Raw genomic sequence first — 15,506 nt, 5'->3', positions numbered from 1 at the left:
CTAATTCCAGCCGTCATCGGCCTTTTTCTCCTTCTTGATTTTCTCTTTCTGCTTCGGCGCATCGCCGCCTTTCGTCTTTACTTTCACCTTCTCGGGAGCAGCAGGAGCCGCCGCCGGAGTGGCTGGAGCAGCCGGAGGAGCAGCTTCGAAGGCGGCCGGAGTAGCCGGCGCATCTTCCGCCGACTTAATTTCGTCGGGGCGCTCCACGGCTTTTTCTTTTTGCAGAGCAATGAGCTGCTGCTCAGGCACCAGCTCGTTTTTGTTCCAGGTTTTGAGCTGAGCGGCCAGCGCGGCTTTCTCCTCCTTGGTCGGCTTTTTCGCCATCAGGGCATTCAGATCGGGGCTACCGGCGTCTTTCCAGGCGGTCAGCCACATCGATGCCACCATCGTTGGAGCCTGCTTGAGGCGGTAGGCTACCTGCCCACCGACTTCCTTGTGGTAAGCATCGGCAAAGGCATCGGAGTAGGCGCGGCGGGTTTTGCCGAACTTATGTGAGTAGCTGTACTTAGTGTCGGGCGTGAATTTGCGCGTTACCAGCTCCTCTTTGTCGAAGGTATCCCCCAGGAAACCGTAGGAAGACTGTACGACCTGCCAGATGGCACCTTGCGGGTCTTTCAGGTAGTAGCCAGGGTCGCTATCGAGCTTGTATTCAGCAATATGGCGCTCCGGGAGCTTGCTTTCCCAGAGGCTGTGCATTCCCTCTTGGTTGGTGAGCTGCCCATCGTAGTTCTCGGTGGTGTGCAGCGGCACAAAAGCATCTGACACATAATGACCTAGGTCGGCAGAGAGGCGGATAATCGCCGTGGTATCGCGCTGCTTGAAGGCTTCAGTCAGCTGCTCTTTCACCTCCGTCACCGTCCACGGCACGGTGCCATATTTGCGCAGCGTGTCAGCCGAGTACTTCGCGCTGGCTTTATCCCAGGCTTTGGGCATGTCGCCAAACGGGTTTTCGCCGTAGTGGTCCATGTCGATGTAGTGCTTGGGCGCCTCGGCCGGGTCCGACTCGCGCCGCTCGTCGGGAGCTGTGATAAGCTTCACGATTTCTGACATGTGTCGGAAGTAGAAGCCCTGCATGGCGCTGGGCAGCGCATACACCGCGACTTGCCCAATGGTGCGGTGACCAAAATAGCCCCAGCCAGGTGATAGTGCCGGAAACAAAAGCGCCAAGCCCAGCACAAGTAACGTTTTTTTCATAATCAATAAAGAGAGATAAGCTGCCTGAAATGTGGTAGCGCGAAGTTCGGGATTTTCTTAGAAGTTTTGGATAATGCCGGGACGCGGAGGAGCTAGGAGAAAAGCTAGGTTTGTGAATTCAGGTTGAATGCAGCAGCCTGAAAACTCAGTGCCAAAAAACGTCATAACTTTTTCCGGGCACCTTCGACCAGGAAAATACATAAGCCGTAACTTCCTCGCTCCTAGCTCCTCCCAATGAATATCTCCCGGAAGAAGATAAACTACTCAATTACCAAGCGGCTGCGGACATATCTGCATGACTACGACCGGGAAACCAGGCTGCCTGTTACTTACGCCGACTTGCAGCACTTCACGGGGGCATTTCCGCGCCTCGACCGCAACGGCCACGACACGCTCTGGCAGACCGTCTACTACGAGCCCAGCAGCCTGCGGGAGCTTTCGGCCGGGCTTTCGGAAGTGTACGCGCTGCTGAAAACCGACGGCGACTTGTCCTTTTCTGAGCACCTGATTGCCGACCGAGTTGACTACTGCCGCTTCGGCAACAGCAATCCGTTTCGGGTGCGCATCGTGAACCAGTTCAACGACAACTACGACTACTTCTACGTGAAGCGGGCGGATGCCTCGCGGGTGTACGGGCTTGAGCTGGAGCACGTTCTATCGCCTAATCGCATCAACTACCTCGTGTGCGGGGACTCGCTGATTGAGGAGCACATTGCCGGCATTCCCGGCGACGACTTCATTCGCCACCACCTCAACCGGCCGCACCTCAACCAGGTGCGCATTGCCAAGGAGTTTGTCAAGTTCAACGAGCGGTGCTTTGCCCGGCTGCTCGGCGATATGCGCGCCTATAACTACGTCATCGATGTAACGCCTGACTTCGAGGATGAGCAGTACCGCGTGCGCGCCATCGACTTCGATCAGCAGAGCTACGAAGGCCGCAAAACGATGTATTTGCCGCAGTTTTTCAAGGATAATCTGCCTATCGTGCAGATGTGTGGCGAGCTGCTCTCCCCGGAAAGTGTACGCCAGTACCAAACCGAAGAGCGTGCCCTGATGGGCCGGCGCGTGCGTGCCGCCCGCTACCGCCTCAAAGATCTGATCGACTGCATGCGCGCCGATGAAATATCTACTTCCGAAAAGATTGAGGAACTCAAAGGCGAACTGAACCGCCACCATCATACCGAGCATTTTAACCGCTGCCGCACTATGGGCGATGTGGTGCGATTGAACCTGCGCCTGATGCTGCTAGGTCGCGCAAGACCGCACTAAGCGTTAGGTGGTGTGATAGTAGTGAGGAGTAATAAGAGCCATAGTAAAGTCTTGTTCAACAGTAGAATACCTAGGTTTTTTCTGCTTATTTACTCTCGACGGAGTGCGCAAAAAGCCCGTCATGCTTCGGCTACTGCTTCTGCATGACGGGCTTTTGTAAAAGTGAAACCTAGCCTTTCTTAGTGCGGGTTTCGACGGCCTGGGCCGCGTATTGCTCCGAATAGCGGTTTAGCAATTCGCCGAGGTGCGTAAAGATAAAATCGGCGGCTTGCTCCCGTACGGTGACACAATCGCCTTCAAATTCATGGCGAATTTCCTCCGCGTGATTTTGGTGCAGGAAGGTGAAAAAGACGGTGCCGACAGGCTTGATGTCCGCTTCGGAGGCGCCTTCCGCACACAAGCCCGTCACGGCCACGCACACATCAGCGGGCAATTTCTTGTGCAGGCCCATCACCATTTCATTCGTTACCTGCTGCGACTCGGCCGTGTACAAACTGAGCGATTCCTGGCTCACGCCCAGCAGCTTCTGCTTGGCTATCGGGTGGTACGTGACAACACTGCCCAGCAGCACTTCGGAGCTGCCTACGCCCTTGGAAAACTCAGAGGCGAGCAGACCGGCCGTACAGCTTTCCGCAAAGGCAATAGTGAGTTTGAACTGCAGGAATTTCTTGACGAGGTTATCTATTTCGGGTGTTTCCATAGTGTGGGAAGTAGAGCGTAGGCCCCGTATACTTCACCTGATGCCTTCGGGTTAGAAATAAAAGGAAGCTTTTGAAATGTATTTTCAGCTAGCTCAACTGTGCACGCTGCGACCTGACCACAAGAACTATATTCCAAGCTGAACCGTCGTGACTTGATGGTTTACTGTAGCTGAGCGGCTGAGCTGTTCAACTAAGGCCGGCCGCTTCTAAGGCTCAGTTAAGCTAATAAGGATTGTAGCGGCAGCTTAGGTGTCCTTGACTGTCAGCGCGATGAAAGAGCAGATAGCTCAGGTAGCGGAGTAGAAGCGCTGGAAGTAGCTTTGGAAAGACAAGGGTAAGGGCACAGTACTTGGTTTAATCTAAAATTAATGTATATAGAATTATGTATGGGGGCAACCTTTTGTATGTTATTGTAATCACTTTAGCAGCACCTAAGCGACAGGGATGGAAAGCTTAATAGCAGGGGGCAGAGAGGAGTAGGGCGCTATAGTTTCTATTGGCTTACGACCACTTAAATTATCCTTCCACCCTTTACCGCTCACGTAATGATTACATGCTTATTGCCGCGCCAGCGTTGGCAAAACTGGATAGTACTGTTCGCTTTGGTTCTACTTGCTGGTGGCGGAGCCCGTGCGCAGACGTTTGATCAGGTAACGGCGATTGATGAAGCATTAGCCAACGGTACTGCGCGGGGGCAAAGCGTGGTAACTGACGCGGCTGGTAATGTGTTGGTTACTGGTATTTTTCAGGGTAGCCTCACGCTTGGGAATACGACGCTGGTTAATCCTGGAATACCGTATGTCGGATCGGATGCTGTGTTCGTCGCCAAGCTGGATGCTGCCGGCAACTGGCTTTGGGCCGTGCGGGCGAGCAATACTGGCGCAACTAACGGCTTCGGTCGCAATGCTAGCCTAGCGTTAGACGCGGCAGGTACTCCGTACCTAGTAGCTTCTTTACTAGGGAGCTTTACCTTTGGTACTACCACCCTGACTAGCAGTAACACTGGTACCGACGTCGTGGTGGCGCGGCTGAATGGTGCCACGGGCGCCTGGGAATGGGCTGTGCGTGCCAGTACCAGCAACAGCCTCAATGCCAACATTAGCAATGGTATTACTGTGGATGGAAAAGGCCATGTGTATGTAACCGGTAGCTTCGTTGGCAGCGCTACTTTCAGTAATGCTAGTGCTGCTTCCCCTACGCTAACCAGCAATGGCGCGGCAGCCGATATCTTTGTGGCGCGTCTGGATGCTCTGACTGGCAACTGGCAGTGGGCTGTGCGTGGAGGCGGTACGGAAAACGACCAAGGTGCCAGCATCGTGGCAGATGCAGCCGATAACATTTACGTGACAGGTGCATTTCGCAGTACCGACGCTAGTCCTGCCACATTCGCGCCTGCTGCTGGTGCTCCCCTGACGCTTGCTAGCCGTGGAAGTGCCGCCGATATATTCGTAGCGCGCTTAGATGGGACCACCGGTGCCTGGCAATGGGCTGCGCGCGCAGGCAGCACGCAAGATGATGCAGGGGCAAGTGTGGCGGCAGATGCTACTGGGCACGTGTACGTTACTGGCGGCTTCGTAGGGGGCGGCACTACTTCCTCCTATCCGCCCGTCTATATCCCAGCAGCTACCTTTGATAGTCCGTCAGGCTCATCGCTGACCTTAGCCGGAGCCAGTGGCTCAGATATCTTTGTGGCGCGCTTAGATGCAGTCACAGGCAGCTGGCAGTGGGCTGTGCGCGGAGGATCGTATGGTGCTGATGCGGGCACTAGTATTGCGGTAGATGCAACGGGTGTACCCTTCATAACAGGATATTTTAGGACGTTTATCCCCTCTGGCCCAGCAGAATTTAGTCCTACCGTTTCAGGCAGCCCTATTCTTTTAGCCGGAAACACAAGCCAGGAAACCAGCTTTGCGTTCGTTGCCCAACTAGAGGAATCTACCGGCAAGTGGCGCTGGGTAGTACCGGCGAGCAACGTGCCAAATGGGAGCGGAGGCAACGGATTAGCAGTTAAGAATGGGCGTATTTACACCACAGGCTTCTATACAAACAATGGCACGTTTAGCAGTTCGCAAGCCTCAGGAGTGATTGGGGGCAACAATGCCAACGCCTTTGTGGCACAAACAGATGCCAACAATGGTAGCTGGTTATGGGTAAAAAACCCGGATGCTGGTGGCGTTAAGCAAGTAACCAGTGCTGCTACTGATGCTGCCGGCAACGTGTACGTAAGTGGCGTCTTTCAGGGTAAGCTCACGCTTGGTACCACAACGCTGGTTAGCGCAGGGCCGACATCGACTGGGTTCATTGCCAAGCGCGACCCGGCCGGCAACTGGCAGTGGGCTGTGCGTGTGACTACCAGTCAAGGTCTGGCGGAAACAGGTATTGCCGTTGATGCGACGGGGCATCTATACACGACCGGGAGCTTCAGCGGTGTAGCTACATTTTACAATGCAGCTGGCACTGCCTTGACCGTAAACGGGGGCAGTACTTACGTAGCCCGGCTTGATGTCGCAACTGGTAATTGGCAATGGGCCGTGTGCAGCACCGGAGGGTCTGGCCCTTTTATCGGTAGTCGTATTGCTGTGGATGCAGCCGGCAATCCATACGTGTCAGGCCTCTTCCAGCGCACCATGACTTTTGCTGGCAGCAACGGCCCTATCACGCTGGCAAGTACTATAGCACCCAATGAGTACACCTATACGACCCCTGATCTGTTCGTGGCTCGCTTATCTCCAACCGATGGCACCTGGCAATGGGCTGTGCGCGCTGGCGGAGCTAGCAATGATTTTAGTGGAGGAATAGCAGCCGACCCTACCGGGCATGTGTTTGTGACGGGTGCCTACATTGGCAACGCCACCTTCAGCAGCCCAAACGGAGGCGTGCTCACGGTGCCTGGCTTTGCCAACGGAACCGATATTTTCGTGGCCCGGCTTGATGCGGCTACGGGTGCTTGGCAGTGGGCCACGCGGGGCGGCAGCAACGCCCCGCTCTCCGGCGCCGACGACTTTGGGAAAGCCATTGCGGTAGGCACCGGTGGCGATGCGTATATAACGGGCAGCTTCACCGGAAATGCGACATTCGGCAACCTAGCCCTTGGTACAAACCTAGCTTCTGTCACGGACTCAAGAACATTCGTGGCCCGGCTTGATGGCGCTACCGGCGCTTGGCGCTGGGTTGTGCGCGGCGGCGGCAACCAAGGCACCAGCCTCCAAACAGATGCCGCAGGGCGCGTATACGCAGCAGGTGATTTCCGCGGGACGGTCACCTTCGATAGCCCCACCCTTAGCCCGTTGCTGACTACTACCAGCCAAGGCGGCTCTGATGTTTTTGTGGCTCGCCTCGACGCTGCCAGTGGCGCCTGGCAGAACCTGGCTACCTACGGCAGTCGCGCCAACGAGCAAAGTGCCGCGCTATTACTAACGCCTCAGAATAACGCATATGTAGCAGGTAACTATACTAATGCGCAGGATTTTGCGTCTGCTCCTCCAATTAATTACGGCCCTTTGTACAACACTGGTTTCGTGGCGCGGCTATCATCTGGTTGGGTATTGCCCGTGCGCGAGCAGCAGCAAGAAGCGCAGAAAGCTAGCTTTCAGGTGTTTCCAACTGCTATTAGCGCAGGTCAGGCCTTGCACTATGTCGTTGAAGAGCAGCTAGGAAAGACAGCAATAATAGAGCTATGTACCCTCACCGGGCAGCGGGTGGCGCGGTGGTCGGTGTCGTCGGCAGCGGGAATGTTGCCAGCGCCGACGTTGCGCGCAGGCATCTACCTGGTGCGACTGACTACGGCAGGAACTACCCAGGCCACGCGTATTATCGTGTATTAAGATTGATTGAAAAAGAGCCTGGCTGCTTCCTTGAATAAGGGTCTGGCCGGGCTCTTTTATTCTTGTTGATAATTGAGAAGCTACTCCTGCTTGTACACCACGCCTTGCTTCATCACGAACGTAACGTGCTGCATCACTTTGATATCCTGCAACGGGTCGCCGTCCACGGCTACCACGTCGGCGAGCTTGCCGGCCTCCAGCGTACCTAGGTTCGGGGTTTCGCCCAGCAGATCGGCGGCGTTGATGGTAGCGGCGCGTAAGGCTTCCAGGTTCGGCATCCCGGCCTCGGTCATGTACTGAAACTCCAGGGCATTTACGCCGTGCCGGTACACGCCGGCATCGGTGCCAAAAGCGATTTTGACGCCGGCCTTGTAGGCTTTACCGAAAGTGCCTTGCAGCAAAGGTCCTATGCTCAGTGCTTTAGGCTGCACGGCCGCCGGAAAATAGCCCACAATCTTAGCGGAGTCGGCCACCGACTTGCCGGCAATAATGGTGGGCACGTAGTAGGTGTTGTACTTTTTGGCCAGCTTCATGCCTTCTTCGTCCATCAGCGTACCGTGCTCGATGCTGGTCACGCCGGCCCGGATGGCGCGCTTGATGCCTTCGGCGCCGTGCGCGTGGCAGGCGACCTTCAAACCTAGGTCGCGGGCCGTTTCGACTACCGCTTTAATTTCCTCCTCGCTGTACTGCGGGCCGCTGCCGTCTTTCGACAAGTCGAGTACGCCGCCGGTGGAGGCAATCTTGATGACGTCGGCGCCGCGCTTGAACTGCTCGCGCACGGCCTGTCGGCATTGGTCGGGGCCGTTGGCTACACTCGACGGCTGACCTAGCTTATCCATCAACTCACGCGACAGACCATTAGTATCGTCCATGTGGCCGCCGGTGGCGGAAATAGCGTTGCCGGCCGTAAAGATGCGCGGGCCAACAACTTGGCCGCGGTTTACGGCATTGCGCAACGATACGTTCACGCCGGAGCCACCTAGGTCGCGCACCGTCGTGAAGCCGGCTAGCAGCGTTTTGCGGGCGTTGTCCAGGGCGCGGTAAGCGACATCCGCGGGATTGAGGATGAACTGCTCGCTAAAGTTATTTTTGCCCGGCTGCGTCTCGATGTGCACATGGCAATCAATCAGGCCGGGCAGTACCGTCTTGTTTTTCAGGTTGATGGCTTTGTCGGCGGCGCTGCCCGTGGTGTAGCCCGATTGCACCGCCGTCACGCGGCCTTTTTCCACGACGATGGTCATTTCGGTTTGCATTCGGCCGGAGCGTACGTCCAGCAGGCGGCCGCATTGCAGGTAGGTTTTTTGCGCGTGCGCCGCGAATACGGGCAGCAGTAAGCCACTGAGTAAGAGGGGTAGAGGTCGTAATTTCATGAAAGAACGGTTAAGAGAAGTCGGGTCAAGTTAGGGAATAGAAATACGCTGCATGTAGCAGTATCGGGTCGGAATGGCTACCTTGGCCGGCATAATTTCTTGCTTTTTCTCACCTCCACTCTTCCAATGGCTACGCACGAAGAATTTGAAGCCGCTGCCCAGCGCGCTCAGCAACTCCCCACCAAGCCTTCCAACACCGTTTTACTTCAGCTCTACTCGCTCTACAAGCAAGCCACCGAAGGCGACGTGACCGGCTCACGCCCCGGCGGTTTCGACTTCAAAGGCATTGCCAAGTACGACGCCTGGGCCAGCCTCACCGGCAAAAGCAAAGAAGCCGCCCGCCGCGAATACGTGGAGCTGGTGAACTCCCTGTTCGCCGTCTGAACCACGGATTTCGCGGACGATTCGCTTTGGGTCTTTCTCGCTTGTCCTAACAAAAAAGCCTCTCCGCTTGCGGAAAGGCTTTTTTGCTGAATAGAACCTAGGTTATGAATCGTCAACAAAATCCGGACGAATCCGTGGTTTAGATTTAAACCTTCGGCGCGGGCAGGTCGAAGGCTACGGCGTTGTGCTCGAAGTGACCTTTGTGCGAGCCGTCGCAGAACGGCTTGTTGCTGGAGAGGCCGCAGCGGCAGATGCTCACCCGCTCGCGTCCGCCGAGGCCGTACGGTTGCCCTTGGGCATCTACAATTTCGAAGTCACCCTCCACGCGGAGGGAGCCATTGCTGAGAACAGTGAGTTTGGTTGCCATGAGAAGTTATCGAGGTAAAGAGTAAAGAAGGAGCGCAAGGTAAGCCACGGGCGGTTATGGCGGCGGCAATGCCAAACCTAGGTTGGGCGGCACGCCAGCAGGAGACTACGCCAGCTCCTTGCGCATCACGTAGTCGTTCATCCAATAAGGCCCAATCGGAACGTCTTCTTCCCGGTGCCGCTGAAAACCCTGGCGCTCGTAGAACGAAATAGCCGGATTGTAGCGGTTCACGTTCAGCTCCAGGGCCGTGCCGCCCGCCGAGCGGATGATGTCTTCCACCGCCTTGATCAGCTGCTGACCTAGGCCCTGGCCCTGATGCGAGGGCAGCAGGTAGATTTTGTTAAGGTGGTAGATGCCAGCATCTTTGGCCGAGAAAGATGCAAAGCCGCTCGGGTGCCCGTCGTAGTGCAGGAGCAGAAACTGGTGGCCTTGCTCACTCATCTGCCGCTGCAACGAGGCCGGCGTGTAGATGACGCGGTACATGTACTCCAGCTGGTCTTTGGAGATGATGAAACGGTAGGTCGGCTCCCAGGTCGCTTCGGCCAGACTAACGATGGTGGGGATGTCAGCCAGGGTGGCAGGCTGAACAGTAACCGTGGGTGATTCAGGTAACATAGGCTGCAAAAACGTCATTTTCCGGCTAAGAACCGAACCCATTTCGCTGCCAGCGCCGTTTTAGGCCCGAAATTCCCACCGCTTTTCATACGAACGACGCACCTTGGGCGTTCGTATGAACATTGCTACTCTTGCATACTATGAAACGACTCTCCCTTTCGTTTGCTTTTCTGACGCTCGCGCTAACGCCGCTGGCCGCAACGGCCCAGCAGAAAACAACTGCCAGCACCCCATCGGCCGTGGAGCGCGACCTGCGCACCTTCAGCGGCTGGGTCGACCAGAAGATTGATAGCGCCTCGGCCGGTGCGCACCGGAAATGGCCCAAACTCATGGCCGACTTCGACCGGCAGAGCGCCCGCCTCGACCGCGCTACGGATAGCCTCTCGGCGCAATCGAAGCAGAAGTACGCCGCCCAGAAAGCCCGCTACAAGACGTGGGCCGCCAATCAGCAGCGCATTGACGCCGCGGTGCAAAATGACCCGACCGCTGCCACGGCCGCGCAGAATAAATTGCTAGGGGAGAAGGTAAACATCAGCACTGCGCGCGCCACCGAGCTGCCCGACCTCTATGGCCGCTTCCTGGAATCGACGCGGGCCCAGCGCCGCACCTGGATGGCCGCCGATTGGAGCGCTGCCGGCTTGGTGCTGGAAAAGCTAAATGCTCGCTACGAGCAGGTGAAGGAGAGCTTAGACATCGACGAAAAGGTGCGGATACGCTCATTGCAGGGCGAATTCCGAACGCTGGAGAAGGCTAAGGACATGAAGGACATCTTCAACGGGCTGTAAACCTAGGTTAACCCTACGGCATGGGACTGGCTCTGGAGCCAGTCCCACGCGGTGGGCACGTCGTAAAACATCTCAATGGCAATGTGCGGCTGGATGCGCTTCATGAACTCGATGCTGACGATCTGATTGCTTACATCCAGCGCGAAAACGTAGGCAATAGCCCGCAATCCGTCCTGCAAAGCCTGCGGTAACCACTCGTACTCCAGCCAGATCATGGCCTCGCTCCAGTCGCCGGTCGACTGGTGTTTGTCGTTGAGCAGGAGCGGGCAGTGCAGCCAGCTCTGTAGCGCCGTAGCCTGTTGTGCGCCGCGCACTACTTCTTCTGCTGTCAGGTTGCCGAACCAGCGGGCATACAGCACTTTCTCGGCTTTATAATGCCAAAATTCCAGGAGCAGTTGCCCGTGCATATCGGGCAGGGTAGAAAGAAGGTAGGGTTGGGTAGGCATCGAGCGATAATGATGAGTATAAGCGATATAAGGCATTCATCTAATGTAATAAAAGATAGGATTTATTATACTATACTTTGGTTTAATAGGATGATAAGTAATTGGCCGCCGTTCTGGCCCGATGCGTTATTTTTGCGGCTCACGTTGAGTTACCTATTTCGCCCATGCACATTGCAATCGTCGGCAACATCGGGGCCGGCAAGACTACGCTGGCCAATAAATTAGCGCACCACTTCCACTGGGAGGTTTTCCTGGAAGACGTCGATCATAACCCGTATCTCAAGGATTTCTACGATGATATGCCGCGCTGGGCGTTTCATCTTCAGGTATATTTCCTGAACAGCCGCTTCCGCCAGACGCAGCATATCAAGAAGTTACAGAGCGCTGGCAAAGGCGTTATTCAGGACCGCACCATCTATGAGGATGCCCACATCTTCGCGGCCAACCTGAACCAGTCGGGCCTGATGACCGAGCGCGACTACCAGAACTACCTAGGTCTGTTTGAGTCGATGATCAGCATGGTGGCGCCGCCCGATCTGCTGCTCTACCTGCGCGCCGACCTGCCCAAGCTGATTCAGCAGATTGAAAAGCGCAACCGCGACTACGAAAACAACATCAAAATCGAGTATCTGCGCAATCTGAACGACCACTATGAGCAGTGGATCAGCAGCTACAAGTACGGCAAGCTGCTCATCGTCGACGTGAACCACCTCGACTACGTGCAAAACCCCGAGGACCTAGGTACCATCATCGACCGCATCAACAGCACGCTGTTTGGGCTGTTTTAAGTTGGTTGGTTATCAACGGTATTGCTGTCTCTCATCCTGAACGTAGCAGAGCGGAGTGAAGGACCTTCCTCTGAGAAGCGACAAACTTTCTAAAAGCCGAAAAGCCCCTGATCAACCTAGGTGGTTAATCAGGGGCTTTGGGTTTAAATAGGACTTTGTGCGTATCAGAGGGAGGTCACACCGCTTGATGCGCGGAATGCAAACTCAGGATGACAGACATGTTTACTTGCCTGTCAATCACTTTACTCGCTCTCCAAAGCCCGATTCAGGAACTTCACGAGCGGCTGCGCGGCCTGGAAGCTAGCCAACACGCGCTGGGTGAAATCGGGAGCCAGCAGCTCGGCATCGGAGAAGGAGTGCGATACGAAGAAGTCTTTGAGCTTGAGCCACTCGATGTCGGGGTCGTTCTTGTCGTAGCCTTTGGGCGGGCGCTGGAGCCGCTCGCCTTCGAAGCCGTCGGGGAAATAGTGCAGCAACCTAGGTTCCTCGCGCAGCGCCTGAAACTCAACGCCGTTGTAGTGAATTTCCTGCCGGATGCGGGCCAAGCCGGTTGATTCCGGACGCCATTTGCCGGCCCCGACCAGCGTTTGGCCGTTCGGCTCCACAGCCAGGTAATAGCCGGCCCACGGCGAATGTCGCCCACCGCGGCTCATGCCGGCGCCCATTCGGTTTTTATACGGCTCGCCGCTCTGCCGAAAACGGTCATTTTTGTTGATCCGAAACATGGAATCAGAGGGCGTGATGCCTTGCAAGTCCGGATCGAAGCGCTGCAAGCCGTGCAGAACCTCCTGAATCAGCGCGGTGAACGTGGCACGCGCACGATGGTAGTCGGCGCGGTTGGCGTCCATCCAGACTTTGTTGTTATTGGCGGCCAGGTTGCGAAGAAAGTCGAGGAGGAAGGGAAGGTCCATGGGAATAGAGGTAGGAACGCGCCACGGCGCGTTCGGCGTTTGGGTTGCCTGCCTAGGTTGCGCAGTATAGTCGTGCAACGCCGAACGCGCCGTGGCGCGTTCCTCCGGGTTACTTGTAGCTAAGCACCGACACGGCATCGCCAACGTGCAGCACGCCGCGGCCGGGGCCGGTTACGTTTTGGCCAAACATGACGTGTTTCCCTACGGTGCGGTAGCTGGCCATCGTGCGGAGCGGCTCGCTTTGGCCGTTTTTCGCACCTGTTTGCTGGTCGATGGTCGTCACGACGCAACGGCCGCAGGCGCGCACCGCCCGAAAACCTAGGTCGCCGATCTGAAAATCGCTCCAGGTGTCTTCGGCGTAGGCGTCGCCGCCCGTAAACACCAGATTGGGCCGGAAGCGGTTCATCGGGACGGGCTGCACCAAGCGCGTATTTAGCTCATCCAATGACGATTGGCCGATCAGCAGAAACGGGTAGCCATCGGCGAAGCTCACCAGCGTGCCCTTCGGGTTCCAGTCCGGCTCCACGTCGCGCCGCACCATATCCGACATGTACACCAGCTTGCAGGGCTGCCCCAGGGCCTCCGTCAGCCACTCGTCGGCGGCCGGTGCGCCGCGCCAGGCAAACACCATATCATCCCAGATGGTCACGAAGAGCGTCCGCTCAGGGCTGGCTTCGAAGGGCACGTACAGGGGCAGCAGGTCGGGGCGTTGCCGGTGCGTAAGCAGAAAACCGTTGTAGGCCGGATGCACGTCGAGCAGCGCCATTTCGGCGTTCTGGCGCTGGGTCATAAACTGGTTGCGCGCATTTACAATCAGCCAACGGCGGTCGTAGCGCAGGCCGCGGGGCTCCACGGCGGCTTCCGTCAGGCGGATGCCGCCGAGGGATTTAACGGGATAGATGTAGAGGTCGGAGAGGGTAAGAGAGGGCATGAAGGCAAAAGTGTAGACCTAGCTTTGGCCTGAGCCAACTAAATAGGAAGAAGCCAGAACCGATGTAGAGACGCAATATTTTGCGTCTCGGCGTTGAACAATCAGTACCAATTTGCTGGTAAGGTATCGTTCAACGGCAAGACGCAAAATCTTGCGTCTCTACATCGGTTCTTGCGCGTTCAAGTAGCCTTACGGCTGCTGCTGCGCCAGCTGCACGGCGCGGTACAGGTTCACTACGCCGCCCGTGTTCGACAGCTGATCAAACGGCACCTTGGTCTGGGTGCCGGGCTTGAAAACCTGCGTGTGATACGGCACGGCCGACTGCTGAATGATGCGCTTCAGATCGACGGGCGTGAGCTTGGGGAAGTATGACTTCAGCACGGCGGCAATGCCCGACACGACCGGGCCGGCCATACTGGTGCCGCTTTCGTTGCCGTATTTGTTGCCGGGCAGGGTCGAGTAGATGTTCACGCCGGGCGCAAACACATCCACGGTGCGCTTGCCGTAGTTCGAGAATTCGGCAGCTAGCTTTTCGTCGTCCTGGCGGGCCGAAGCACCCACCGTAATCATGTTCGGGATGGTTTTGCCATCCAGGAAGCGCGGCGACGGATACTGCGTTTCCACGTCCAGATCCTTGTTTTCGTTGCCAGCCGAGTGTACCAGCAGCACGCCTTTCGTGCCGGCGTAGCGAATGGCTTCTTCCACGGCCGGGCGCTGGGGCGAGTAGTACTTGCCGAAGCTCATGTTGATGATCTGCGCGCCATTATCCACGGCGTAGCGGATGGCGTTGGCAATGTCCTTGTCGTGCTCGTCGCCGTTGGGCACGGCGCGCACGGCCATGATGCGCACCGAGCCGGCCACCCCCTGCACACCTAGGTTGTTGTCGCGGTCGGCGGCGATGATGCCGGCTACGTGCGTGCCGTGCTCGGGGTCGGGGCCGGTCACGTCTTTATTGCCGTAGGCGCGGTCCTTGGTGTTCTCGGGGTTGTCGCCGATGATTTCGCGCGGGTTGTACTTGAGGTTGAGCGAGTAGTCGAGGCCGGTTTTGCCGTGTTCGGCGGCTTTCTTCATCTCCGCCACCACGCTTTCCGCGTCGGCAAAGCCCATGGTCGTGATGCCCTGGTAAAGCTGCTGGCTAACCTCAAGCAGAGCCGGGTTCGACGTGGGCGGATGGTGCAGGGTGGCCGTATCGAGGCGCTGCACGTTCAGGGCCTGCTTCACCTGCGTCACGACTTGTTCCGTCTGCTCGTAAAGCTGCCCGATCTGCTGGGCCTGCTTGGTGTTTTCGTCGAGCTTCTCCTGGTAGGTTTTCTTCACCTGCGTGTACAGGTCAAACTCCTCGCGCTTGGCGGTTGGCACCGAAGTGCGGGTTTTGCCTTCGTACAAAGGTTGCAGCTTGGCCATCAGGCGCGTGTCCTCGTAGGTATCGATGTCGACGTTGCGGCCGTCTTTGGCACCCAGGAAGTTCCAGCCGTACACGTCATCCACGAAGCCGTTGTGGTCGTCGTCCTGTCCGTTGCCGGCAATTTCCTTGGGGTTTTTCCACATTACGCGGCGCAGGTCCTGGTGGGCTGTATCCACGCCGCCATCAATCACGGCCACGATGACCGGCGTAGGCTTGCGGTTTTTGAGCAGCTCCTGATAAGTGCGCTGCGTGCTGATGCCCACGGCGGCGTCTTTCTGAAAATCAAGGTGAAACCACTGCTGCGACTGGGCGTCCGCGGGAGTGGGAGCGGGGGCAGGCGTTTGCGCAAAGCCAGTAGCAGACTGGAGCAGCGATGCTAGCAAGAAAGCAAACCCCGGACGAACGGAAAAATGCATTGAAAAAGGATGCGATTGAGAAGATAGGGGGAAGAACACAAAAACGGGGCGGAAGATTCGGCCGCGGCGCCTGAAAGGGCGATAGGAAAATCAGATCAAC

14 protein-coding genes are annotated in these 15,506 nt (G+C 56.9%); 5 read left to right on the top strand and 9 right to left on the bottom strand.

Annotated features, from left to right (window positions below; genetic code table 11):
* Window positions 1-1,194, bottom strand: a complete 1,194-nt coding sequence (locus tag IEX74_RS17105; protein ID WP_188815231.1) for a zinc dependent phospholipase C family protein — start codon at window positions 1,192-1,194, stop codon at window positions 1-3.
* 234 nt (window positions 1,195-1,428) lie between these two features.
* On the opposite strand from IEX74_RS17105, the gene IEX74_RS17100 reads away from it, so the two are divergent.
* Window positions 1,429-2,463: a hypothetical protein gene (locus IEX74_RS17100; RefSeq protein WP_188815230.1), complete on the top strand. Its 1,035-nt coding sequence runs from the start codon at window positions 1,429-1,431 to the stop codon at window positions 2,461-2,463.
* Window positions 2,464-2,632: 169 nt separating this feature from the next.
* Here the strand turns inward: IEX74_RS17100 and IEX74_RS17095 are convergent, their stop codons facing one another.
* On the bottom strand, window positions 2,633-3,163 hold the full coding sequence (locus IEX74_RS17095) for a CinA family protein (protein WP_188815229.1): 531 nt from the start codon (window positions 3,161-3,163) through the stop codon (window positions 2,633-2,635).
* A 546-nt stretch (window positions 3,164-3,709) separates the two neighbouring features.
* Between IEX74_RS17095 and IEX74_RS17090 the strand changes: the two genes are divergently transcribed.
* Complete coding sequence (locus tag IEX74_RS17090; RefSeq protein WP_188815228.1) at window positions 3,710-6,988, top strand: T9SS type A sorting domain-containing protein; 3,279 nt, start codon at window positions 3,710-3,712, stop codon at window positions 6,986-6,988.
* Window positions 6,989-7,068: 80 nt separating this feature from the next.
* Here the strand turns inward: IEX74_RS17090 and IEX74_RS17085 are convergent, their stop codons facing one another.
* Window positions 7,069-8,358, bottom strand: coding sequence for a metal-dependent hydrolase family protein (locus tag IEX74_RS17085; RefSeq protein WP_188815227.1), 1,290 nt, complete (start codon window positions 8,356-8,358; stop codon window positions 7,069-7,071).
* 126 nt (window positions 8,359-8,484) lie between these two features.
* Between IEX74_RS17085 and IEX74_RS17080 the strand changes: the two genes are divergently transcribed.
* The gene (locus IEX74_RS17080; protein ID WP_188815226.1) at window positions 8,485-8,742 is read left to right on the top strand and encodes an acyl-CoA-binding protein; all 258 of its coding nucleotides are present in this window, start codon (window positions 8,485-8,487) and stop codon (window positions 8,740-8,742) included.
* A 145-nt stretch (window positions 8,743-8,887) separates the two neighbouring features.
* Here the strand turns inward: IEX74_RS17080 and IEX74_RS17075 are convergent, their stop codons facing one another.
* Together IEX74_RS17075 and IEX74_RS17070 are read right to left on the bottom strand one after the other, a co-directional pair.
* Complete coding sequence (locus tag IEX74_RS17075; RefSeq protein WP_086595588.1) at window positions 8,888-9,109, bottom strand: CDGSH iron-sulfur domain-containing protein; 222 nt, start codon at window positions 9,107-9,109, stop codon at window positions 8,888-8,890.
* Between the two features lie 105 nt (window positions 9,110-9,214).
* A complete protein-coding gene (locus IEX74_RS17070) occupies window positions 9,215-9,724 on the bottom strand; it encodes a GNAT family N-acetyltransferase (RefSeq protein ID WP_188815225.1) in 510 nt (169 codons plus the stop codon).
* Between the two features lie 140 nt (window positions 9,725-9,864).
* On the opposite strand from IEX74_RS17070, the gene IEX74_RS17065 reads away from it, so the two are divergent.
* A complete protein-coding gene (locus IEX74_RS17065; RefSeq protein WP_188815224.1) occupies window positions 9,865-10,509 on the top strand; it encodes a DUF6565 domain-containing protein in 645 nt (214 codons plus the stop codon).
* Window positions 10,510-10,511: 2 nt separating this feature from the next.
* On the opposite strand, the gene IEX74_RS17060 is transcribed toward IEX74_RS17065, so the two are convergent.
* The gene (locus tag IEX74_RS17060) at window positions 10,512-10,955 is read right to left on the bottom strand and encodes a hypothetical protein (RefSeq protein WP_188815223.1); all 444 of its coding nucleotides are present in this window, start codon (window positions 10,953-10,955) and stop codon (window positions 10,512-10,514) included.
* A gap of 164 nt (window positions 10,956-11,119) precedes the next feature.
* Here IEX74_RS17060 and IEX74_RS17055 point away from each other — a divergent pair, with 164 nt between their 5' ends.
* Window positions 11,120-11,743 carry a deoxynucleoside kinase gene (locus IEX74_RS17055; RefSeq protein ID WP_188815222.1) on the top strand — a complete coding sequence of 208 codons (624 nt, stop codon included), beginning with the start codon at window positions 11,120-11,122 and terminating at the stop codon, window positions 11,741-11,743.
* A 242-nt stretch (window positions 11,744-11,985) separates the two neighbouring features.
* Here the strand turns inward: IEX74_RS17055 and IEX74_RS17050 are convergent, their stop codons facing one another.
* The 3 genes from IEX74_RS17050 to IEX74_RS17040 form a co-directional block, all read right to left on the bottom strand.
* Complete coding sequence (locus IEX74_RS17050) at window positions 11,986-12,654, bottom strand: DUF2461 domain-containing protein (protein ID WP_188815221.1); 669 nt, start codon at window positions 12,652-12,654, stop codon at window positions 11,986-11,988.
* 109 nt (window positions 12,655-12,763) lie between these two features.
* Window positions 12,764-13,585 (bottom strand): MOSC domain-containing protein, encoded by an 822-nt coding sequence (locus IEX74_RS17045; protein ID WP_188815220.1) that lies wholly within the window; start codon window positions 13,583-13,585, stop codon window positions 12,764-12,766.
* Window positions 13,586-13,774: 189 nt separating this feature from the next.
* Entirely contained in the window at window positions 13,775-15,406 is a 1,632-nt protein-coding gene (locus IEX74_RS17040) for a S8 family peptidase (RefSeq protein WP_188815219.1), read from the bottom strand.
* Window positions 15,407-15,506: the final 100 nt, after the last annotated feature.

It is taken from the genome of Hymenobacter cavernae (assembly GCF_014641455.1).
Lineage (GTDB): Bacteria > Bacteroidota > Bacteroidia > Cytophagales > Hymenobacteraceae > Hymenobacter > Hymenobacter cavernae.
This window is presented reverse-complemented; position numbering and strand designations above follow the sequence as displayed.